This is a genomic window from Nocardioides daeguensis, from assembly GCF_019192965.1.
In the GTDB taxonomy this organism is placed as follows: domain Bacteria; phylum Actinomycetota; class Actinomycetes; order Propionibacteriales; family Nocardioidaceae; genus Nocardioides; species Nocardioides daeguensis.
Genome location: NZ_JAHTKU010000019.1, coordinates 94667 through 116236, shown reverse-complemented (window position 1 = coordinate 116236; position 21570 = coordinate 94667). Strand labels below are relative to the sequence as shown.

Here is a 21570-nt window from a genome sequence, read left to right as displayed (position 1 = left end):
CCAGCCGGTGCCTCGGCCAGGGACCAGCATGTCACGGCGCGCGGGCCGAGAGCAGTGATTCCCCCGGCGCAGGAGGGGGGACCGGTGTAGCGTTCCGGACGCCGTCAGCGACCCAGGAGGCACCGTTGATCGACCCCACCGCAGCATCCGTGGTCCCGACCACCGACCCGTCGACGTACCTGCCCGCCCAGCCGATCTCGGGCGACCTGACCGACCAGCTGCTGCAGACCGACTTCTGGACCGACGACATGGTCGCGGCCGCGGGCATCCCGATCGTGGACATCCCGTTCGTCACGATCGGCGGGGGCATCGGCAGTTTCGTCACCGTCGACTACCTGCGCATCGCGGGCGTGCCGACCTCCCAGATGCGGGTGCTCAGCACGCTCGACTTCCCGTGGCAGACCTACGAGTACCTCACCCGGGTCTCCCAGGTCCCCCGCCCCGAGCGGATCCGCTCCGACTCGGCCTCGCGGCCCGACAACATCTGGGGCTTCCCGTCGTACGGCTTCGCCGAGGGGGTGCGGCACTTCGACCCCAAGGTGCTGTGGGGCCTGCTCACCGAGCCGATCTTCGCCGACTACTACACCCCCAAGGCGGGCAACGTCTTCGAGCAGCTCGAGCGCGAGGCGAAGCGGATCTCCTACGACGAGATGCTGGTCAAGGGCCTGGTCCGCATCGTCCGGCGCCGGTACGGCGGCGGCTACTTCACGATCCTCACCCCGCCCGAGGGCGCGTCGGCAACCAAGCGGGTCGCCTTCCGCTCGCAGTACGTGCACCTGGCGGTCGGCTACCCGGGCCTGAAGTTCCTGCCCGAGCTGCAGCGCTACCGCACCGAGAACAACGACTACCGCCACATCGTCAACGCCTACGAGGCCCACGAGCACGTCTACGAGCGGCTGGTGCAGACGCCGTCGACGGTACTGGTGCGCGGCGGCGGCATCGTGGCCTCGCGCATCCTGCAGCGACTGATGGATGACCGCGAGAAGCACGGCGCGCAGACCAAGATCGTGCACCTGTTCCGCACCTACATCCACGGCACCAACGACGGCTACGGCAACGAGGAGGACCAGCGCCCCGGCGGCGGTCGCACCCGGGTGACGATGCGCCGCCGGGGCGGCGACGGCTGGGCCTACCAGGGCTTCAACTACCCGAAGTCGGTGTGGGGTGGGCAGCTCAAGGCGCAGGTCCGCAACCTCGAGGGCGAGCAGCGCGCCGAGCTCTACAAGCGGATGGGCGGCACCAACACGCCCTACCGCAGGAGCTGGCAGCGCCAGATGAAGCAGGGCCGGCGCGAGGGCTGGTACAGCTGCGTGGTCGGCACCGTCGACGAGATGCGGCCCAGCGGCGAGCGGATCCTCAACCGGGTCCGCACCGCGCAGGGCGTCGTACCGGTCGAGGTCGACTTCGTCATCGACTGCACCGGGCTCGAGGCCGACATCGCCGAGCACCGGCTGCTCAAGGACCTGCTCGACCACGGCGGCGCGAGCCGCAACCCGGTCGGCCGGCTCAACGTCGACCGGACCTTCGAGCTGATCGGCACCCAGTCCGGCGGCGGCGTCATGTACGCGTCCGGCGCGACCACGCTCGGGGGCTACTTCCCCGGAGTCGACACCTTCCTCGGGCTGCAGGTCGCGGCCCAGGAGATCTACGGGGACCTCAACAAGCGTGGGTTCTGCAAGCGGATCGGGCCGGTGCGCTCGACGGTGCAGTGGTGGAAGTGGCTCGCGGGGAGCGCCCCGTGAGCCGGAACGTCGTGACCACGGAAGGAGCGGGTGCGTAGTGCTGCCCACCCTCAACGGCCGGATCCAGACCCGGATCTTCATGCTCGTCGTCTTCGGCGGCGTGATCACGCTCGTGCTGACGCCGGTGCTGCCGGGCGACCCGGACTACCGGACGACGTACCTCATCCTCGCGGCGGTGCTCGTGCTCGGCGTGCTCTGGGAGCTCGTCTACCACGCGATCCAGCAGCTGCGGTGGGAGAAGGACTGGCCCACCCTGTTCGGCCTGGTCACGGCCCTCAACGAGGGCGCGCTGCTCTGGCTGCTGCTCGACCTCGAGCTCGTGCCCGGCATCGACTACCCGTACGACGGCGTGCCGTTCTGGGCGTTCTTCATCGACTTCTCGGTGATCTGGCTGGTCGTCTGGGTCTGGACCAATGGCCCGATGCGGGTGCCGTTCATCCGGTGGCGCTTCTTCGGCGGAAGGATCATCTGAGATGACGCACACCTCGGCAGACGAGTGGACCGCGGCGACGGTGGTGCCCGGCCCCGGCGGCGGCACCCTGGCCCGGTTCGGGCCGGTCGTGCTCCTCGTCGGGTCCGACGACCCGGAGGTGGTCCGGCCCTACCTCGAGCACGCCCAGATGGTGGCCGCCAACGGCGGCCAGGGCCGCCAGCTGATCCGCGGGTTCGCGCTGATGCTGTCGACCTCGGTCGAGCAGTCCCCCGGATTCGCGGCGATCGCACCGCACACCACCGGTCTCGCGGTCTTCGTCGACGGCGACGTGATGGTGAGCGTGGACGGCGAGGAGATCAGCGGCGCGCAGTCGCTGGCCTGGGTGGAGCGGCTGATCCCGTGGCCCGTCACCTCCGTGTCCGCGTCCCTTCCCGGCGCTGCCGCGCCGGCTGCGGGGGCGCCGTACCGGCTCGACGGCGGAGTCGTGCCCGCTGGCGGCTTCCTGGTGCCGGCGGGGGACGGTACGCCGGCCGAGCCGGTCCAGCGCCCGTCGACCCAGGTCCGGGCGCCGGAGCCGGTGGTCGCGCCGGAGCCGGTGGTCGCGCCGGTGGTGGAGGCCGTGCCGCCCGTCGTGGCGCCGGTGGCGGGCCGACCGCTGCCGCCGACCCCGGCCGACGAGCACATCAGCTTCCAGTCGGTGCTGATGAGCGAGGTCGACGACGACGTCGACGACTTCGAGCCGCTGCCCATCGTCGAGGACGCTGCCCAGGTCCACGACCACGCCCACGAGCAGGTGCGCGGCGTGTACTGCAAGAACCAGCACTTCAACGACCCGCGGGTGCTGTTCTGCGGGATCTGCGGGATCAACATGGTCCAGCAGACGCCGGTGCTCGTGAACGGGCCGCGCCCGCCGCTCGGCGTGATCGTGCTCGACGACGGCTCGGTGTTCCAGCTGGACACTCCGTACCTGCTCGGCCGCGACCCCGCGCCGGACGAGCGCATCGTCGCGGGTGACTTCCGGCCGCTGCCGATCATCGACCAGTCCAACCAGGTCTCGCGGGTGCACGCCCGGCTCGAGCTGCGCGGCTGGGACGTCGTGCTGGTCGACAACAACTCGACCAACGGCACCTACGTGCACCTGCCGAAGACCCCCGACTGGGTGCGGATGCCGCCCGGCAGCGAACAGGTCCTGGTGCAGGGCACCCGGGTCCGCATCGGCCACCGCACGCTGGCGTTCAACACCCACGCGGGCGCCTCGGCCTGACCCCGGGCCAGGTCGGGCGAGGTCAGCTCGCGGCGGTCGCCTGTTCGGCGAGCGGCACGGCAGCGAAGTCGACGGGGGCCGCGTCGAGCTCGGCCCGGACCTGCACGGCCGCGGTGGTGGCACCGAGCGCCCCCACCTCCACGGGTACGGCGGCGAGCGGACCCGCGTCGGCGGCCGCGTCCGCGAACCGCACGCCGCGAGCCTCCAGTGCCGCCTGGGCGGACGCCTGACGGCGGCCGCCGTCGCCCCGCAGGGCGAGGGTGGTGCCGCGGGCGATGGCCAGCCGGGCGCCGTGGACGAGCGCGGCCTCGCCGTTGCTGCCCGGCGTCCAGTCGACGACCACGGGTGCGTCGGGGTCGGGGATCGTCGTACCGCTGGCGACGACGACGACCGGCGACTCGTTCGCCGCGACCACGGCGGCGAGCGAGGGGTCATCGGACCAGGCGACGAGACCTTGGGGCAGCAGGGCGCCGACCAGCTCGACCAGGTCCTGCTCGACGTCGGCGCTCGGGTGGGCGATCACCCGTACCGGGACGCCGAGCTCGTCGCCGCGACGGACGAGGACCTGTTGGCGCTCCATCGCGGCCGCCATCTCGGCGAGGTCGAGCGACAGGCCGCTGCCGACCTCGAGCGGGCGGCCCTGCGGGGTGAGGTCGGCGAGCACGATCTCGGCCGGACGGGCGCCGGCCAGCGCGGCGACGGCGAGCTCGACGAGCAACCGGTCGTCCTGGCCGTCGCGGGCCAGGACCAGGATCCGGTCGACGGCCTCGTCGCCGAGAGCAGCGCGCTCGGCCTCGGCGATGTCGCGAGCGACGCGGCGCTGGGGGTAGGTGAACGACAGCAGCGGCCCGGTCATCACCGTGGTGACCAGGGCCATCACCACCATCATGGTGAACAGCTCCTGGCTGAGCAGGCCCTTCTCCAGGCCGACGTTGAGGATGATCAGCTCCGTGAGGCCGCGGGTGTTCATCAGCAGGCCGAGCGAGCTGGCCTGCCAGTGCGGCACGTTCTGGACCCGGGCGCCGACGTACGCGCCGACGTACTTGCCGACGATGGCGACAGTGAGGATGCCCAGCATCGGGACGATGTGCTCGGTGCCGAGACCGCGGATGTCGACCTTGAGGCCGGAGAGCAGGAAGAAGACCGGCAGCAGCAGCAGCACGGAGATCTGCTCGAGGCGGACCAGGATCTCGTGGCGCAGGGCGGCGGCGTTCTCGTGCGGGAGGATCGCGCCGAAGAGGAAGGCGCCGAAGATGTAGTGGATGCCGAGCAGCTCGGTGGTGGCCGAGAACAGCAGCATCCCGACCAGCACGACCGACAGGATCGTCGGGGTGAGCTCGCCGGCCCTGCGGTAGGCGGTGGTCAGCCCGGTCAGCGCCGGACGGACGACGAAGACCGCGACGAGCACGAACGGGATCGCGAGGTAGATCGACCAGCCGGGCAGGTGGCCGTGGCCCGCGTCGACGCCGGCGATCGCGAGCACGACCGCCAACAGGGTCCAGGCGATGATGTCGTCGGTCGCGGCACACGCCAGGGCCAGGCCGCCGGTCTCGGTGCGGTGCATCCGCCGGTCGGTGAGGATCCGCGCGAGCACGGGGAACGCGGTGATCGACATCGCGGCTCCCACGAACAGGGCGAAGGGCCAGAACTCCGCGTCGGCCGGCTTGAGCGCGGCGGTCGCCCCACTGCTGACGAACAGGTGGGCCAGTCCGATGCCGAGGCCGAACGGCAGCGCGATCGAGGTGAGCGAGACCGAGACGGCGACCTTCTCCCGCCCGCGGACCAACGACAGGTCGAGCTCGAGGCCCACGACGAACATGAACAGCACCAGGCCGACCCGGGCCAGGACGTCGAGGAAGCCGCGCTGGTCGACCGGGAACAGGTCCTCGCTCAGCTGCATCCCGAGCAGGCTGGGCCCGAGCAGGACACCGGCGGCGATCTCGCCGACGACCGGCGGGATGCCGATCCGCGCCACCGCGGCGCCCGCGAGGCGGGCGACGACGATGATCAGGGCCAGGAGCGCCAGGAGGACCGCGAAGTCGAGCACCGCCGCAGCCTATTGGGTCTGCCGGGCCTCCGTGGGGCTCACGTGGTCTCCCACCGGAACAGGCGCGCGGCGAGCAGGGTGACGACCACCGCGAACCCGGCGAGGATCCCGAGCGGCGCGAGGGCGGCCGCCGGTCCCTCCCCGCGGACCATCACGTCGAGCATGCCGGAGTTGAGGTGCTTGAGCGGCAGTAGGTCGGAGAGCCGCTGCAGCCACGCGGGCGCGCCGTCGAGCGAGAAGAAGGAGCCGCTGAGGAAGGCCATCGGCAGGACCAGGAAGTTGGCGAGGTTGACGGCGCCCTCGGTGGTCTTGGCGAGCGCGCCGGCGAGCAGCCCGATCGCCATGAAGCACAGGGTGCCGACGGCGATCAGCGGGATCGACATCCACCACGAACCGGTCAGGGTCAGCCCGAACGCGGCGGCGCCGAGGCCGAGGAAGATCGCGAGCTGCCCGAACGCGATGAGCAGGGTCACCGCCACGCGGGCGCCGACGATCGTCCCGGTGCCGACCGGGGCCAACTGCAGGCGGCGCAGCAGCTTGGACTGCCGCCATCCCTGCAGGGTGGCGGCCGAGCCGAAGGCCGCGCTCATCGCGACCGCCCACCCGAGCAGGCCCGGAGTGACGAACTGGATCACGGACAGCGAGTCGTCCTCGACCGCCTCGGCCGTGAAGGAGTACGCCGGCGGCTGGCCGGTCGCGGCGACGTTGGCGCCGTCGACGAACGCCCGCAGCGTGCCCTGGGTGATGGCGGCCTTGACCTGGTCGGTCTGCGTGTAGTGGGCGACCAGCTGGCCGCCGCGCTGCTCGATCGCCACGTCGGCGTCACCCTTGCGGACCTTCGCCAGCGCCGCGTCGCGGTCGTCGGCGTGCTCGACCTCGAAGGTCTGTTGGAAGGCCGTGCGGGCGTCCTTCGGCAGGTCGTCGACGAGCGGGACGGCGCCGACCTGGACCAGCTCGACCTTCGACTGGTCCTGGTTGCCGAGGATGCCGCCGAACAGCACGAGGAACATCAGCGGGAACACGACCGCGAAGAAGACCGCCGCCTTGTCGCGCAGGAAGCCGCGCAGGATCGCGACGGAGAGCGCCCAGAACGGGGACTGCTGCCACCTGCTCATGCCCGGTACTCCCGTCCGGTCAGGGAGAGGAACACGTCCTCCAAGGTCGCGGTCTGCACCGCGACGCCGTCGAGCTGGTCGCTGGCCGCCAGGGCGCCGACCACGCCGGCCGGGTCGCGGGTGACCAGCACGACGCCGTCGCCGTCCTCGCGTGTCTCGGTGACGCCGGGGATCGCCGCCGCCTGGGCGAGACTGAGCACACCGGGCGCGACCCGGATCCGGGCGGGGGCGTCGAGGCCGCGGACCAGGGCCGCGGGGGTGTCGAACCGCAGGATCCGGCCGTTGTCCATCACCGCGACCCGGTCGCACAACGCCTCGGCCTCGTCCATGTAGTGCGTCGTCAGCACCACGGTGCGGCCACGGTCGTTGATCGAGGAGAGCAGGTCCCACAGGTTGCGCCGGGCCTGCGGGTCGAGCGCCGCCGTCGGCTCGTCGAGGAAGACCAGCTCGGGATCGTGGACCAGCGCGCAGGCGATGGACAGGCGCTGGGCCTGACCGCCCGACAGGTCCTCGACCCGGCTCTCGGCCTTGTCGGTGAGCCCGACCCGCTCCAGCCAGCCGTCGGCCGTGGCCCGCCCGACGCCGTACAGGCTGGCGAAGGTGCGGATCTGCTCGCGGGCGGTGAGCCGCTCGAAGAACGACGAGGCCTGGAGCTGGACGCCGATGCGCGGCTGCAGGCGCGGGTTCCGGGGCCACGCCGGCTCGCCGAGCACCTCGACCACGCCGGCATCCGGCTGACGCAGGCCCTCGACCATCTCCAGGAGCGTGGTCTTGCCGGCGCCGTTGGGACCGACCACACCGACGAACTCGCCCTCGGCGACGTCGAGGTCCACCCCGTCGACGGCAACCAGGTCGCCGTACCGCTTCGTCAGTCCGGTCACGTGGATGGCACTCATCGCGACCGACCCTAGCCGGTGTGGTGGACCCTTGCCGAGGCCGGGGCGGGGCGTCCCTCAGGCGAGCAGCCCACGCACCACCCGGAGCCCGACGGAGACCTTCGCGATGTCGGTCGGCTCGTCGGTGCACACGGCCGCGAGCGCACCGATCGCCTTGTCGACCACCCCGCCGGCCTCGGTCTCCCAGGTCGACACCCGCCGGGTCGCCGCCTGTGCCGGATCCTCGACGCCGTCCAGGTCGCTGGTGGCCTCGAGCACCTGTGCGGTGAGCTGGGCGTGGACGGAGTGCAGGTCGTCGCGCAGCGCGGCACGCGCCATCGTCTGCCACTGGTCGGCACGCGGCAGGTCGACGATCCGACGCTGCAGCAAGGACAGGCCGAGCCGCTCGCCCAGCGCGAAGTGGACGCGTGCCACCTCGGCCGGGGCGAGGTCGTGACTGTCCGCGATCTCCACGACGTTCAGCAGCGTGTAGGCGACGTCGAACGCCGCCACCCGGCTGGCGAGGTCCTCGGGGACGTCCTGGCCGACCAGCAGCGCCCTGCGGCTCTCGTACGACGCCAGCTCGCTCCCCGTGAGCAGCTGGGGAAGCTCGAGCATCGTGGCCTGGACCGGCGCGGCGAAGAACTCGACGTTGCCCTGACTGTCCAACGGAGGCCGCCGGTTGGTGACCAGCCAGCGCGAGGCACGTTCCACCAGGGTGCGCATCTCCACGCGCATCCGGGTCTGCACGGCCGCGTCGAGGACGTTGTCGTACTGCTCGAGCTCACGCCGCAGCTCGAGCGAGGCGAAGATCTCGCGGGCGACGAAGTTGGCGCGGGTGAGCTCCGCGGCGCTGGCCCCGGTCTCCCCGGCCAGCCGCGGCCAGTAGGTCATGCCGGCGCCGTTGACCAGGTCGTTGACGACCTGGGTCACGATGATCTCCCGCCGCAGCGGGTGCTCGGCGATCTGGTCCATGAAGCCGGCCTGGACCGGCGCCGGGAAGTAGGACCGCAGATCCAGCTCGAGGTAGCGATCCTCGGGCAGGTCCGAGGCCAGCAGCTCCTCGGCCAGCACGATCTTCGTGTAGGCCATCAGCACCGAGAGCTCCGGTTGGGTGAGCGTGGCCCCCGCCTCGATCCGGCGCGCGACCTCACGGCTCGAGGGCAACGCCTCGAGCTCACGGTCGAGCAGGCCCTGCGCCTCGAGGTCGCGCATCCACTGCTCGTGGACGTGCAACAGCGACACGGCGTTCCTGGCCGCGTTGGCGAGCGCGATGTTCTGGTCGTAGTTGTCGCGCAGCACGAGCTCGGCGACCTCGTCGGTCATCGAGGCGAGCAGCTCGTTGCGCTGCTTGCCCGTCAGGTCGCCGTCGGCGACGATCCGGTCGAGCAGGATCTTGAGGTTCACCTCGTGGTCGGAGGTGTCCACCCCGGCGGAGTTGTCGATGAAGTCGGTGTTGATCCGGCCGCCCGCGAGGGCGTACTCGATGCGGCCCCGCTGGGTGAAGCCGAGGTTGCCGCCCTCACCGACGCAGCGCGCCCGGAGCTCGCCGCCGTCGACGCGGATCGCGTCGTTGGACTTGTCCCCCGCGTCGGCGTGGGTCTCGTCCACCGCCTTGACGTAGGTACCGATACCGCCGTTCCAGAGCAGGTCGACCGGCGCGAGCAGGATCGCCTTCATCAGCTCGGCCGGCGTCAGCTGCCGCACGTCGTCGGCCAGGCCGAGCACCGTGCGCACCTGCGGGCTCAGCGGGACCGACTTCGCGCTGCGGGAGTAGACCCCACCACCCGGCGAGATCAGGGACGTGTCGTAGTCCTGCCAGCTCGACCGGGGCAGGTCGAACAGCCGCCGACGCTCGGCGTACGACGTCGCGGCGTCGGGCGAGGGGTCGAGGAAGATGTCGCGGTGGTCGAACGCGGCCACCAGCCGGATGTGCTCGGAGCACAGCATGCCGTTGCCGAACACGTCGCCCGACATGTCGCCGATGCCGACGACGGTGATGTCCTCGTTCTGGCAGTCGACGCCCATCTCGCGGAAGTGCCGTCGTACCGAGACCCAGGCGCCCTTCGCGGTGATCCCCATCGCCTTGTGGTCGTAGCCGACCGAGCCGCCACTGGCGAAGGCGTCGCCGAGCCAGAAGTCGTAGTCGGCCGAGACGCTGTTGGCGATGTCGGAGAAGGTCGCGGTGCCCTTGTCGGCGGCCACGACGAGGTAGGAGTCGTCGGCGTCGTGGCGCACGACGTCGGGCGGCGGCACGGTCTCGCCGGCAACCAGGTTGTCGGTGACGTCGAGCAGCCCGCGGATGAAGGTCCGGTAGCAGGCCACGCCCTCGGCCAACCAGGCCTCCCGGTCGCCCGGGTCGGGCAGCTGCTTGGCGTAGAACCCGCCCTTCGCGCCGACCGGCACGATCACGGTGTTCTTGACCATCTGGGCCTTCACGAGGCCGAGGACCTCGGTGCGGAAGTCGTCGCGCCGGTCGGACCAGCGCAGGCCACCTCGAGCGACCGCGCCGAACCGGAGGTGCACGCCCTCCACCCGCGGCGAGTACACGAAGATCTCGAAGCGAGGACGCGGCTCCGGCAGGTCGGGGATCGCCGACGGCTCCAGCTTGAGCGAGAGGTACGGCTTCGGCGCGCCGTCGTCGACCTGGAAGTAGTTGGTCCGCAGGGTGCTGCGGATGTGGGTCAGGTAGGACCGCAGGATCCGGTCGTGGGCGAGGCTGACCACGCCGTCGAGTGCCGCGCGGATCTTCTCGACCAGGGCCTCCTCGCGGGCGGCCCGGTCCTGCTCCGCCGCGGGGTCGAAGCGCACCTCGAAGAGCGCGACCAGCAGCTGGGCGAGGTCGACGTTGTCGACCAGCGCCTGCTCGATGGAGTCCACGGCGAACGGGCTGTTGCCCTGCTTCATGTACCTGGCGTAGGCGCGCAGCAGCATCGCCTGGCGCCAGGTCAGCTGGGCCCGCAGCACCAGCCGGTTGAAGCCGTCGACCTCCGTGTAGCCGTCCCACATCGCGCGCATCGTCGCCGCGAACAGCTCGCGGGCGTGGTCGGGCAGCGCCTCGCCGTACCGGAGGCCGAAGTCGTAGATGTGGGTGACCCGGTCGAGCCCGGTCAGGCCGTAGGGGCGCTCGTCGACGACCTCGACGCCCATCGACGCCAGCATCGGCAGCACCGCACTCAGCGAGAGCGGCTCCCCGACCCGGAACATCTTGAGCCGGGCCTCGCCGTCGGCGGCGTCGAGCTCGGCGTACAGCAGCTGGTCGCGGCCCTCCGGGCCACGGATCCCCTCGATCCGGCCGAGGTCGACCGCCGCGGTGCGGGGGGTGAAGTCCTCCTTGTAGGCCTCGGGGAAGGCATCGACGTAGCGACGCCCCAGCACGGCGCCGACCTCCTCGCCGTACTCGGCGATGACGGCCTGGAGGAAGTCCTCCTGCCACGAGCGGGACGCCTCGACCAGGCGCCGCTCGAGGTCGGCGGTGTCGATGTCGTCGGGCAGCAGCTCGCCCTTGGGCAGGTGGACGACGAAGTGCACGCGGGCCGTCGTCGACTCGTTGATGCTCACGTTGAACTCGACCGAGTCCGGACCGATCCGGCCCTTGCCGATCTGCTGGGTGAGGATCTCGACGAACTTGTGGCGGACGTTGGTGTTGTAGCGGTCGCGCGGCAGGTAGACGAGCACCGAGAGGTAGCGCGCATAGGTGTCGCGGCGGATGAACAGCCGCACCGCACGGCGCTCGCGGGCCTGCATCGCCGCCTCGACGATGGGGGCGAGCTCGTCGACGGGGGTGTGGAACAGCTCGTCGCGCGGGTAGGTCTCGAGGGTGTCGAGCAGGGCCGCGCCGTCGTGGCTGCGGACGTCGTTCCCGCTGCGCCGGAGCACCTCGTCGACCTTCTCCCGCAGCAACGGGATGCGCAGCAGCGACTCGGTGTAGGCGGCGCTGGACAGCAGGCCGAGGAAGCGGCGCTCCCCCACGACCTCGCCGTCGGGGCCGAACGTCTTCACCCCCACGTAGTCGAGGTACGCCGGGCGGTGGATCGTGGAGCGGGAGTTCGCCTTGGCCAGCACGAGCAGCCGCTTCTCGCGTGCCTTCGCCCGGACCGCGTCCGGCAGCCTGGAGAACGCGACCGACGCGTCTGCCTCGCTCGGCTGCTCGCGCAGGATGCCGAGGCCGCTGCCCGGGACGGGGCGCAGCACATCATCTTCAGGGCCCGCCGGGCCGCCGTCGGCCGCATCAGCCGGGACCCGGTCGAGGACGTACTCGCGGTAGCCGAGGAAGGTGAAGTGCTCGTCGGCGAGCCAGCCGAGCAGCTCGGCGGCCTGCCGGACCTCGGCGGCGGGCAGCGGCGGCGGGTCGGAGGTGAGGCTCGCGACGATCTCGGCGACCTGGGCCTGCATGCCCGGCCAGTCGTCGACCGACGCCCGGACGTCTCCCAGCACGCGGCGGCAGTCGGCCGCGACCTGCTCCGGGGTGTCGTCACGCTCGCCGCTGAGGCGGCCGATCTCGATGTGCATCCAGGACTCGCGGATCATGCCCTCGGCGGGCGCGGTCGAACCCGACGAGACCGGCTCGGCCGACAGCAGGCGACCCGCCTCGTCACGCCGGACGTCGAAGGTCGGGTGGATGACGGTGCGCACGTCGTGCTGGCCTCGGGCCAGCTCCATCGTCGTCGAGTCGACGAGGAAGGGCATGTCGTCGACGACGACCTCGACCACCGAGTGGCTGCCGGCGGACCAGCCGTTCTCGGCCACCGTCGGGGTGTGCACCCGGACCTTGACCTGGCCCGGCGCCCGCTCGAGCGCGAGGTGGTGGTGGGAGGCGAAGGCGCCGTAGACGTCGAGGTCGCTGCGGACCGCGAGCTCCTCGGTGGCCACGTGCCGGTAGTAGGCCGGCAGCAGGGCTGGGAGCGCGTCACGGGGTGGCGCCCCTAATCCCCTCGCGGGTCCGGCCGCCGCGGCGGCCTGCTCGAAGATGCGGTCCCGGTCAGCCCCCGGTGCGGAGGGCAGCGTCGTCGTTGACACGACTCGACACTAGGACCTCGTCATCACGCCTCACAACCGGCCCATGCGACATGATGTCTCGTATGCGATACAGCCGAGAGCTCGCCTACGACGCCGCGCCGGAGGAGGTGTTCGCGATGCTCGCGGACGCCGCCTTCCGCGAGAAGGTCGGCGCCGCCCAGGACGTCGTGTCCATCGACGTCACCCTGACCCCGGCCGGTGCCGGCTTCACGCTGGTCAGCGACCAGGTGCAGAACACCGCCGGGCTGCCGGCGATCGCGAAGAAGATCGCGGGAGACACCACCCAGGCCGTGATCCGCGAGGAGTGGACCGACCCCTCGTCGGGCACCATCGAGATCACCGCCCCCGGCAAGCCCACCAAGGCGACCGGGACGATCCGGCTCTCGGCGAGCGGCGCCGGGACGACGTACGTCCAGGAGCTCGACGTCGTCGTCAAGGTCCCGCTGGTCGCAGGCAAGCTGGAGAAGCTGATGGCCGACAACATCGACGCAGGTCTGACCACCGAGCACGCCGTGGGCGTGGCCTGGCTGAAGGGAGAGCGCTGAGATGGCGACCCGACTGGTGCACGAGATGACGTACGACGCCCCCGCGATCGAGGTCGCGGCCATGCTGTCCGACCCGGTGTTCCGCGAGACCGTGTGCCGCAACCAGCGCGCGACGTCGTACACCGTCGAGATCGAGGGCAACGTCGACGCGAAGGCCGTGCGGATCGAGATGGAGCAGCCCACCGACAAGGTGCCGGCGTTCGCCAAGAAGTTCATCGGCGCGACCACCACGATCGTGCAGACCGAGACCTGGGCCAGCCCGCTCACGGCGACCATCACGGTCGGCATCCCCGGCAAGCCCGGCGAGATCAACGGCACCGCGACCCTCGTCGAGACCGACGGCGTCACCAAGGAGACCGTCGAGCTCGAGATCAAGGTCAAGATCCCGCTCGTCGCGGGCAAGATCGAGGAGTTGCTCGCCAAGCTCCTCGGCAGCGCACTGCGCGCCGAGGAGCGCACCGGCAAGGAGTGGCTCGCCTCCTAGGAGCCTGCCGAGTCCGTCTCGCTGTGCTCGTCCGCCCCGTCGAGGTCCTCGTCGGCCTCGTCGGCCTCGTCGGACTCGTCGGCCTCGTCGGACTCGGCGCGGCGGCGCACGGCGATCACGATCCCCAGCACCAGGAACGGCCCGAACGCGAGCACGATCGTGGCGGCCTGCTCGGCCGGGTGCAGGGCACCGAGGTGCAGCGGGATCACGGCACCCATCTTCTCACTCAGCGCTGCTTGTCCTTCGCCGACCCCTGGGTGGTCGACCTCGTCGCGCGACGCCCGCGAGGCGCGCGCTGACGGCTGGAGGACGAGAGGTCGAGCAGCTCGTCGAGCGCCTCGCGCAGGCAGGCGGCGAGGACGTCGGCGTCGGGGATCCAGTCGCGGTCGGCGGTGATGCCGTAGCAGACCCCGCCGTCGTACGACGTCACGCCGATCGCGAGCGGGTGGCCGGGCGTCAGGGGCGGGACCGGGTAGCTCGCGAGCATCCGGGCGCCGGCGGCGTACAGCGGCGCCTGCGGCCCCGGGACGTTGGTCACCGACAGCTGGTAGCCGCGGCGCAGCTCGACGGACGCGACGCGCGAGCCGATCGCGTGGAAGGTGGTCGGCGCGAAGCCGGCGATCCCGGCGAGCCGGTTGGCGGCGACGCTGCGGCCGGTGTCCTTGTGGGCCTGGAAGGAGTAGGACACCTGGTGCAGACGCACGACCGGGCTCGGCTCGCCGATCGGCAGGTCGACGAAGTGGGCGGCGATCTGGCTGCCGAGCGAGGTGGCCTCGAGCTCCTCGTCGATGACCGAGACGGGGACGACGGCACGCACCTGCCGCAGCCCGCCCATCGACTCGGAGCGGGTCATCAGCCAGGCCCGGAGGCCGCCGGTGACGGTGGCGAGGATGACGTCGTTGATGGTGCCGCCGTGGGCCTCGCGGATCCGGCGGTAGTCCGCGAGCCGGGTCTCGACGGTCACGACCCGGCGCTGCTGGGAGAGCGGGCCGTTGATGACCCCGCGCGTCCTCGGCCGGCGCCCCGTGGCCGCGGCCAGGAAGGACCGGGCGCGCTCGCTGCGACGGTCGGCGTTGCGCGCCAGCGCCCGGGAGCCGGTGCGGACGGTGTCGAGCAGCTCGCCGGGGTCGGTGAGGTTGTCACGCACCGCGCCGCCGAGCAGGTGGGCGGGACTGGGCGAGCGCCGCGGCTGCCAGTCGTCGGGCTCGAGCGCGCGCGCCTCCGGCTGGAGGTCGAGCAGCAGCTGCCCGAGGTCGACGGTGTGGACGCCGTCGACGAGCGCCTGGTGGGTCTTGGAGAGCAGCGCGACCCGGCCGCCCTCGAGCCCCTCGACGAAGTAGATCTCCCACAGCGGGCGGGTGCGGTCGAGCGGGCGGGACACGATCCGCGAGACCAGCTCGAGGAGCTGGGCGGACGTGCCGGGGCGCGGCAACGCGGAGCGTCGCACGTGGAAGCCGAGGTCGAACTTCTCGTCGTCGACCCACACCGGGTTCGCGAGGTGCCCGGGCACGGCCTGCAGCCGCTGGCGGTACCGCGGCACGAACGCGATCCGGTCGCGGATCAGGGCGACCAGCCGGGAGTGGTCGAAGGCGTCGGGACCCTCGCCGGGATCGAAGATCTCGATGGTCGCGTTGTGCTGCGGCGTCTGCGGCGACTCCTGCTCGAGGAACGTCAGGTCGCGCGGACGCACCCGATCCACCACGTGGTTCTCCCAGCTCTGGACGGATCCCCGGGCCATCGACGACCGGCCCCATCCGGACGCCTTGGGATCACGTGAGATTCTGGCAGACAACACCGACCATCCGTGGATTCTCGTCCACGGGTGTTCTGCGACAGGAGGAACCATGCAGCGGCTGCGCGTCATCGGCGCGGCGCTCGCCGGGATCATGCTCCTCGGGACCGCCGCTGCGTGCGGTTCCGACGAGAAGGCGGGCTCCGAGGAGAAGGTCGTCGTCGACATCACGGTCGAGGACGGCGCGATCACGCCGAAGGGCGACCGGGTCAAGGTGTCCGCCGGCCAGCCGATCGACCTCGTGGTGACCGCCGACACCGCCGGCTCGCTGCACGTGCACTCCGACCCGGAGCAGGAGTTCCCCTACGAGTCGGGGACCCAGACCTTCCCGATCACGATCGACCGCCCCGGTGTCATCGAGGTGGAGTCGCACGACCCAGCCCAGATCGTCGTTCAGCTCGAAGTCCGGTGACCCCGCTCTCCGGCACCGTCGAGGCCCACGGCATCGGCGGCCAGGCCGACCTGCCGATCTCGCTCGAGCTCGCCGTGTCCGGCGCCGTCGCCGCGCTCGTCGTCTCCTTCACCGTCCTCGTGGTGGCCTGGCAGCGCCCGCGGTACGACGGCGGTGCGCACCCCGGACGGCCCGCACCCGCCTGGCTCGACCGGGTCACCGGCTCCACGGCCTTCACGGTCGTGCTGCGCACCGTCGGCATGGTCGTCGCGCTCTTCGCCGCGATGACCGCGGTGCTCGGCCAGGACACCCTGACGAACCCGTTCTTCGGCATCTTCTACGTCTGGTGGTGGGTCGGGCTGGTCTTCGCCTCGGCCCTGTTCGGACCGGTGTGGCGCGCGATCAGCCCCGTGCGCACGCTCCACGCCGCCCTCACCCGGCTCACCGGCAGCGACGTCGACGAGGGCCCGCTGCGCTATCCCGACCGACTCGGCTACTGGCCGGCGGCGCTGGGCCTGTTCGCGTTCGTGTGGCTCGAGCTGGTCTCCACGCACTCGGCCGAGCTGGGCACGGTACGCCTGTGGTGCGCCGTCTACATCGGCGTCATGCTCATCGGCGGCGCCGTGTTCGGCAACCGCTTCTATGCGTACGCCGACCCGTTCGAGGTGTACTCCTCGCTCATCGCGAAGCTCTCCCCCTGGGCCCGGGTCGAGGGGCGCCTCGTGATCCGCAGCCCGCTGGCCAACCTCGCGACCATCAGGCCGACCCCCGGTCTGGTGGGTGTCGTCGCAGTGCTCTTCGGCAGCACCGCCTTCGACTCGTTCAGCAAGTCGACCTTCTGGATCAAGACCTACCAGGACGCCTCGGTCAGCAAGTTCCTGCTCGACAACGTGGCACTCGTCGGCTTCTGCCTCGTCGCGGGCCTGCTGTTCAGCATCGGCAGCGCCCTCACCCCGTCGCGGGCCGACGTGCCGCGCCGCATGCTGGCGCGCAACTACGCCCACTCGATCGTGCCGATCGTGCTCGGCTACATCGTCGCCCACTACCTGACGCTGTTCATCGACAGCGGCACCCAGACGCTCGCCCGGGCCAGCGACCCGCTGGGCAAGGGCTGGGACATCCTGGGAACGGCGTCGCTCGAGCCGTCCTACTGGTTCTCCTACCACCCGGAGGTCCTGGCCACGATCAAGGTGCTGGCCGTCGTCGTCGGGCACGTCGTCGCCGCCATCGCCGCGCACGACCGGGCGCTGAGCCTGCTGCCCAAGCGCGACCAGATCACCGGCCAGCTGCCCCTGCTCTTCGTGATGGTCGGGTTCACCGCCGGCGGACTGTTCCTGCTGTTCAGCTCCTGAGCACCCCGCACGGCCGTCGGCGGGGCGCGGGACCTTCGACCACGCTCGCCGGGACGTTGTGCACTGTGGCCGGCAGCGGGTGGTCCCGGACGCTGGCGCCATGACGAGGACAGCCGCCGGAGCGACGACGGGCGTCGCACCCCCGGTACGACGCGGCGGCGCGGGCTGCGCACCGGGCGCCGACGTGCGCCGCGGTCCGCTGGCCCTGTGGTCGAGCCTCGTCCTCGCCGTCGGCATCACGACCGCGTCGGCGTACGGACTCTCGGCACCTGATGCCTACCGCGACCTTCCGGACGCCACCGTCCTCGGCGCGCGCGCCCAGGACGTGTGCAGCGTCGCGGTCGCGGGTCTGCTCGTCCTCCTCGTCCGGCGCCCCGTGCTCTCCCCGCGGGGGCACCTGGTCCGGCTGGGGCTGCTGGCCTACGTGGCCTACAGCTACGCGATCTACCTGACCGGCGTCCCGATGAACCGGGTCTTCCTCGTGTACGTCGCGATCGAGCTGGCGGCCGGCGCGGCTCTGCTCGACGGACTGGCGCGCCTGCGGGGTGCGGCCTGGACCCGCGTGTCCCGGCCGCTCGAGCGCGGCACCGGGTGGACGCTCGTCGGCGTCGCGGTCCTGTTCGCACTGTTGTGGCTCTCGACCCTGGCGCCCTACGCCCTCGGCGGCGCGGCTCCCGACCCGGAAGGGGTCGGCGGCACGGCGTACCCGGTGTTCGTCCTCGACCTGGTGGTGGTGCTGCCGTGCATCGCTGCGGTCGGGGCACTCCTGCTGCGTGGTCGACGCATCGGCGGTCCGCTGGCCGTCGTGGCCCTGATCAAGGTCATCACGCTCTTCACGGCGCTGTGGGCCGGGGTCGGGGCCGCGCTGGTCACCGGCGAGCCGGTGCACCTCGGTCCCGACGCGGCGCCCTCCGTCCTGCTGCTGGTCGCCAGCGCCTGGCTGGTCGCTCGGTGGCTGCGCGAGCTCCACGCCGATCGGCGCAGGTTCCTGCGGCCGAGGCTGTGGGAGTGAGCCGCACCGCACCGACGACCCGAGAGGGAAGATGATGAGCAGTCCCCGCTGTCCCGCCCGGCTGGACGCGTCCCTGCAACCCCGGCTCAGTCGATGGCTCTGGCTGGTCAAGTGGCTCCTCGCGATCCCGCACTTCGTCGTGCTGGCCTTCCTCTGGCTCGCCTTCCTCGTGCTGAGCGTGGTGGCCCTCGTCGCGATCGTGGTGACCGGCCGCTACCCGCGCGCGGCCTTCGACTTCAACGTCGGGGTCCTGCGCTGGACCTGGCGCGTCGCCTACTACGCCTACGGCGGACTCGGCACCGACCAGTACCCGCCGTTCACCCTGGCGGAGCGCGCGGACGACGCCGCGCACCTCGACGTCGACTATCCCGAGCGCCTCTCCCGCGGCCTGGCCCTGGTGAAGTGGTGGCTGCTGGCGATCCCGCACTACGTCGTCGTGGGGTTCTTCCTGGGTGGCGGGTGGTACGTCGTCAGCGGGTCGGACGACGATCGACGGATGGGCGCGTGGGGCCTGATCCAGGTGCTGGTGCTGATCGCCGGCGTCGCCCTGCTCTTCACCGGCCGCTACCCGCGTGGCATCCACGACCTGGTCGTCGGGCTCAACCGCTGGGTGCTGCGGGTCACGGCCTACGCGTGCCTGATGACCGACCAGTACCCGCCGTTCCGCCTCGACCTGGGCGGTTCCGAGCCGGACCCCGGAGGCGCCCTGGCCCCCGAACCGGGACGGGTGCCGTCCCCGCCGCCAGCGGCGCCGCCGACCGCTCCGCCCAGCGCCCCGCGCGGCTGGGGCGCCGGGCGGGTCGTCGCCGTGGTCGCCGCCTGCCTGGCCCTGCTCGCGGCCCTGGGCCTGATCGCGGCCGGGACCACCGCCCTGGTGGTGGACCGCTCGGCGCGCGACGCCGACGGGTACCTCACCACCTCGGCGATCCACCTGCGCGCCCCCGGACACGCCCTCGTCTCCGAGGACCTCGAGATCGAGGGCGCCGGCGCGGCCGTGGAGCTTCCCGAACGCCTGGTCGGTGACGTGCGGGTGAGCGCACGCCTGGACGACGGCGAGGTCTTCATCGGCATCGCCGAGAGCGACGCGGCGGCCGCCTACCTCGCCGGCGTCGGGCACTCGAGTGTCACGGGACCGGTCGACGGGGAGGACGGCCCGGTCTACGACGTGACCGCCGGCGGCCCGCCCTCGGTGCTCCCGGAGAAGGCGGGGATCTGGCGCGAGTCGGCCGCGGGCAGCAGGCGACAGCAGGTCACGTTCACCCCGCGGGAGGGCAGCTGGACCGTGGTCGTGATGCGAGCCGACGGCGCCGCCCCGGTCGAGCCCTCGGTCACCGCCGGAGCCACCCTGCCGGTGCTGGACGACCTCGCCGCCGGCCTGCTGGTCGGCGGTCTTGTCCTCCTGGCCGGCGGCGGCGTCGCGCTGCTCCTGGCCCTGCGCCGGCCCTGACCCGGGCATCGCTTCGGGAGGGTGCTCACCTGGCCCGCGACGCGGGCACGCCGGCCACGGCGTCGAGCAGCCGACCGACCGCCCGGGTCAGCGCGGACTCTCCCGACTCGACGAGCAGGCGGCCGGCGACGAGGGCGCGGTCGAGGGCGGCCTGGTCGTCGGGCAGGAAGTGCACGTCGAGGTGCGGGCCGAAGCCGGCGAGCATCGCGACGACGTCGCTCTCACGCCAGCCGAGGGTCGGGCGCATCCGGTTGACCACGACGCGCACCCGCGGGTCGGGGACGTGCTCGTGGAGCTCGGTGAGCGCGCGGGCCAGCCGGGCCAGACCGACCGGGTCGGCAGAGCCGACGAGCACGACCTCGTCAGCCACCGCGACCGCCTCGCGGGTGAGGCCGTTGCGCTCGGGCCGGCCGGTGACCTCGCCCGGGTCGGGCTCGAGGCTGAAGCCGGTGTCGAGGACGACCTGGCCGTCCTGTCGGGCCCGCTCGACGATCGCGGTCAGGATGCCGGGCCGCAGCTCCACCCAGCGGTCGGGCCGCGGCAGCCCCGTCAGCACCCGCAGGTGGTCGGAGAGCCGGCGCTGCACCGTCACGAACCGCTCGTCGAGCGTGCCGGCGCCGACCAGCCGAGCCGCGGCCAGCAGGCCGGAGACCTCGTCGAGGACGCCGAGCTGCTGGGCCACCGCGCCGCCGTGGGGATCGGCGTCGACCAGCAGCGTGGTCAGGCCGCGCCGCGCGAGCTCGCCGGCGAGACCGCTCGCCAGCGTGGTGCGGCCGGGCGCTCCCCCGGCACCCCACACGGCCAGCACCCGGCCGGCCGGGCCGGCATCACGCCCGGGCGCGGGGTCGGTGGGGTCGAGCACCGGCAGGTCGTCGTACGCCGGGGCGGGGTGGGTGGGATCGGCCGGTAGCCCCGAGACCAGGTCGGCCAGCTCGGCGACCCGGCCGGCGGCGAGGACGGTGACGATGCCGATCCGCGCGGCATGCGTCCCGGTGAGGTCGGGATCCGTGGCGACGCCGACCACGCGCACGCCGTGCTGGAGCAGGTCGTCGACGACGCCGTGGTCGAGGCCGGGCAGGTCGGTCGCGACCACCGCGACGTCGGCCTGGCCCGTCCGGGCAGCGGCGAGCAGGTCGGCGACGTCGACGCACCGCCGGAGCAGGACGGTCCCGGGGTGGTCGTTGAGCGCGGTCAGCGCGCGCGACTCCCAGGCGGCCCCGGAGGAGACCAGCAGCACGACGGTCTTGCTCATCGCGGCCACGACCTCACGACCGCTGCAGGATCCGGATCACCGGGTCCTGCAGCGCACCGAGAAGCTGCTCGAACTCCGCCGCCCGCTCGTCGTCGACCGCGACGACGAGCTGCCGGGCGCCGGTGACGGCGAAGGTGTCGTCGTACGCCGGCGCGGCGACGACCGTGACCTCGCTGAGCGCCGGGCCGTCGGCCTTCGCCGGACTGTCCCTGGCGGCAGGCGTGGCCGGCGTGCCGACGGGGCCGGCACCGTCGGTGAGCCACACGTCGACGACCGACCCGGCCGCCACGTCGGGCGGCACCCGGTTGGGGTCGACCTCGAGCGGCACGCGCAGCACGGCCTCGTCGTCGGCCGCTCCGACGGCGGAGCGGGCCAGCAGCTCGCCCTCGCCGACCGCGCGGACCAGGACCAGGTCATCGGGCACCGGCTCGTCGGCCGCGAAGTAGCGCCCCAGCGTCAGGTCGTCGGCGAACCGCACCCGCTGGACGACGAGGTCGTCGGCGCGGACCGGGGTACCGGCGCCTCGCTCCCCCGTCATCGCCCACACCGTCACGGTGTCGTCGGCGGCCGCCAGCAGCCGCGCCCCGCCGACGACCGAGCCGGCCACGAGCAGGACTCCGAACCACAACCGAGGGTCACGCCACGCCGGCCGGGCCACCCGTTGGGCGGCCGGTGGGACAGGCGTGCCCGTCGAGCTCCCGAGATCTCTGGACACCAGGTCATCATGCAGCGCGGGCGCGCCGCCGTCACCTGGTCGTCCACAGGCACGCCGTGCCCCTGGCTGCGGAGGTCGGCACCGG

The 21570-nt window shown here is 72.3% G+C and carries 17 protein-coding genes; 9 read left to right on the top strand and 8 right to left on the bottom strand.

Translation table 11 applies throughout. From position 1 onward, the window contains the following. Positions 1–125 precede the first annotated feature (125 nt). Genes KU893_RS15380 through KU893_RS15370 form a run of 3 tightly spaced genes read left to right on the top strand, consistent with a single transcriptional unit; the run spans position 126 to position 3439 of the window. On the top strand, positions 126–1742 hold the full coding sequence (locus tag KU893_RS15380; protein ID WP_218235257.1) for an FAD/NAD(P)-binding protein: 1617 nt from the start codon (positions 126–128) through the stop codon (positions 1740–1742). Positions 1743–1779: 37 nt separating this feature from the next. After that, positions 1780–2214 carry a hypothetical protein gene (locus KU893_RS15375; protein WP_218235255.1) on the top strand — a complete coding sequence of 145 codons (435 nt, stop codon included), beginning with the start codon at positions 1780–1782 and terminating at the stop codon, positions 2212–2214. A gap of 1 nt (position 2215) precedes the next feature. Beyond that, positions 2216–3439 (top strand): FHA domain-containing protein, encoded by a 1224-nt coding sequence (locus KU893_RS15370; RefSeq protein WP_218235254.1) that lies wholly within the window; start codon positions 2216–2218, stop codon positions 3437–3439. 22 nt (positions 3440–3461) lie between these two features. On the opposite strand, the gene KU893_RS15365 is transcribed toward KU893_RS15370, so the two are convergent. The 4 genes from KU893_RS15365 to KU893_RS15350 are packed head-to-tail and all read right to left on the bottom strand — an operon-like array spanning position 3462 to position 12495. Then, positions 3462–5486 carry a cation:proton antiporter gene (locus KU893_RS15365; RefSeq protein WP_218235253.1) on the bottom strand — a complete coding sequence of 675 codons (2025 nt, stop codon included), beginning with the start codon at positions 5484–5486 and terminating at the stop codon, positions 3462–3464. Between the two features lie 38 nt (positions 5487–5524). Next, a complete protein-coding gene (locus KU893_RS15360) occupies positions 5525–6601 on the bottom strand; it encodes an ABC transporter permease (protein ID WP_218235252.1) in 1077 nt (358 codons plus the stop codon). Beyond that, a complete protein-coding gene (locus KU893_RS15355) occupies positions 6598–7497 on the bottom strand; it encodes an ABC transporter ATP-binding protein (protein ID WP_218235250.1) in 900 nt (299 codons plus the stop codon). Before KU893_RS15355 ends, KU893_RS15360 begins: the two co-directional genes overlap by 4 nt. A 57-nt stretch (positions 7498–7554) precedes the next feature. After that, positions 7555–12495, bottom strand: coding sequence for an NAD-glutamate dehydrogenase (locus KU893_RS15350; protein WP_257441402.1), 4941 nt, complete (start codon positions 12493–12495; stop codon positions 7555–7557). A 62-nt stretch (positions 12496–12557) separates the two neighbouring features. Between KU893_RS15350 and KU893_RS15345 the strand changes: the two genes are divergently transcribed. Beyond that, entirely contained in the window at positions 12558–13040 is a 483-nt protein-coding gene (locus KU893_RS15345; RefSeq protein WP_218235249.1) for a DUF2505 domain-containing protein, read from the top strand. A gap of 1 nt (position 13041) precedes the next feature. After that, positions 13042–13524, top strand: coding sequence for a DUF2505 domain-containing protein (locus KU893_RS15340; RefSeq protein WP_218235248.1), 483 nt, complete (start codon positions 13042–13044; stop codon positions 13522–13524). Here KU893_RS15340 and KU893_RS15335 read toward each other — a convergent pair. Both KU893_RS15335 and KU893_RS15330 read right to left on the bottom strand, forming a co-directional pair. Beyond that, positions 13521–13742: a hypothetical protein gene (locus tag KU893_RS15335; RefSeq protein ID WP_218235246.1), complete on the bottom strand. Its 222-nt coding sequence runs from the start codon at positions 13740–13742 to the stop codon at positions 13521–13523. The two genes, KU893_RS15340 and KU893_RS15335, sit on opposite strands and share 4 nt — an antisense overlap. Positions 13743–13750: 8 nt before the next feature. Then, positions 13751–15223, bottom strand: coding sequence for a WS/DGAT/MGAT family O-acyltransferase (locus tag KU893_RS15330; protein ID WP_257441401.1), 1473 nt, complete (start codon positions 15221–15223; stop codon positions 13751–13753). Positions 15224–15368: 145 nt separating this feature from the next. Here KU893_RS15330 and KU893_RS15325 point away from each other — a divergent pair, with 145 nt between their 5' ends. The 4 genes from KU893_RS15325 (at position 15369) to KU893_RS15310 (ending at position 19518) form a co-directional block, all read left to right on the top strand. Beyond that, complete coding sequence (locus tag KU893_RS15325) at positions 15369–15728, top strand: cupredoxin domain-containing protein (RefSeq protein ID WP_218235244.1); 360 nt, start codon at positions 15369–15371, stop codon at positions 15726–15728. After that, a complete protein-coding gene (locus KU893_RS15320; RefSeq protein ID WP_218235243.1) occupies positions 15725–17059 on the top strand; it encodes a hypothetical protein in 1335 nt (444 codons plus the stop codon). The genes KU893_RS15325 and KU893_RS15320 overlap by 4 nt, the downstream gene beginning before the upstream one ends. A gap of 100 nt (positions 17060–17159) precedes the next feature. Continuing rightward, positions 17160–18071: a hypothetical protein gene (locus KU893_RS15315; RefSeq protein ID WP_218235242.1), complete on the top strand. Its 912-nt coding sequence runs from the start codon at positions 17160–17162 to the stop codon at positions 18069–18071. A gap of 34 nt (positions 18072–18105) precedes the next feature. Further along, entirely contained in the window at positions 18106–19518 is a 1413-nt protein-coding gene (locus KU893_RS15310; RefSeq protein WP_218235241.1) for a DUF4389 domain-containing protein, read from the top strand. Between the two features lie 25 nt (positions 19519–19543). Here the strand turns inward: KU893_RS15310 and KU893_RS15305 are convergent, their stop codons facing one another. Then, on the bottom strand, positions 19544–20770 hold the full coding sequence (locus KU893_RS15305; RefSeq protein WP_218235240.1) for a CpaE/TadZ family protein: 1227 nt from the start codon (positions 20768–20770) through the stop codon (positions 19544–19546). Between the two features lie 13 nt (positions 20771–20783). After that, the gene (locus KU893_RS15300) at positions 20784–21377 is read right to left on the bottom strand and encodes a hypothetical protein (RefSeq protein ID WP_218235239.1); all 594 of its coding nucleotides are present in this window, start codon (positions 21375–21377) and stop codon (positions 20784–20786) included. Positions 21378–21570: the final 193 nt, after the last annotated feature.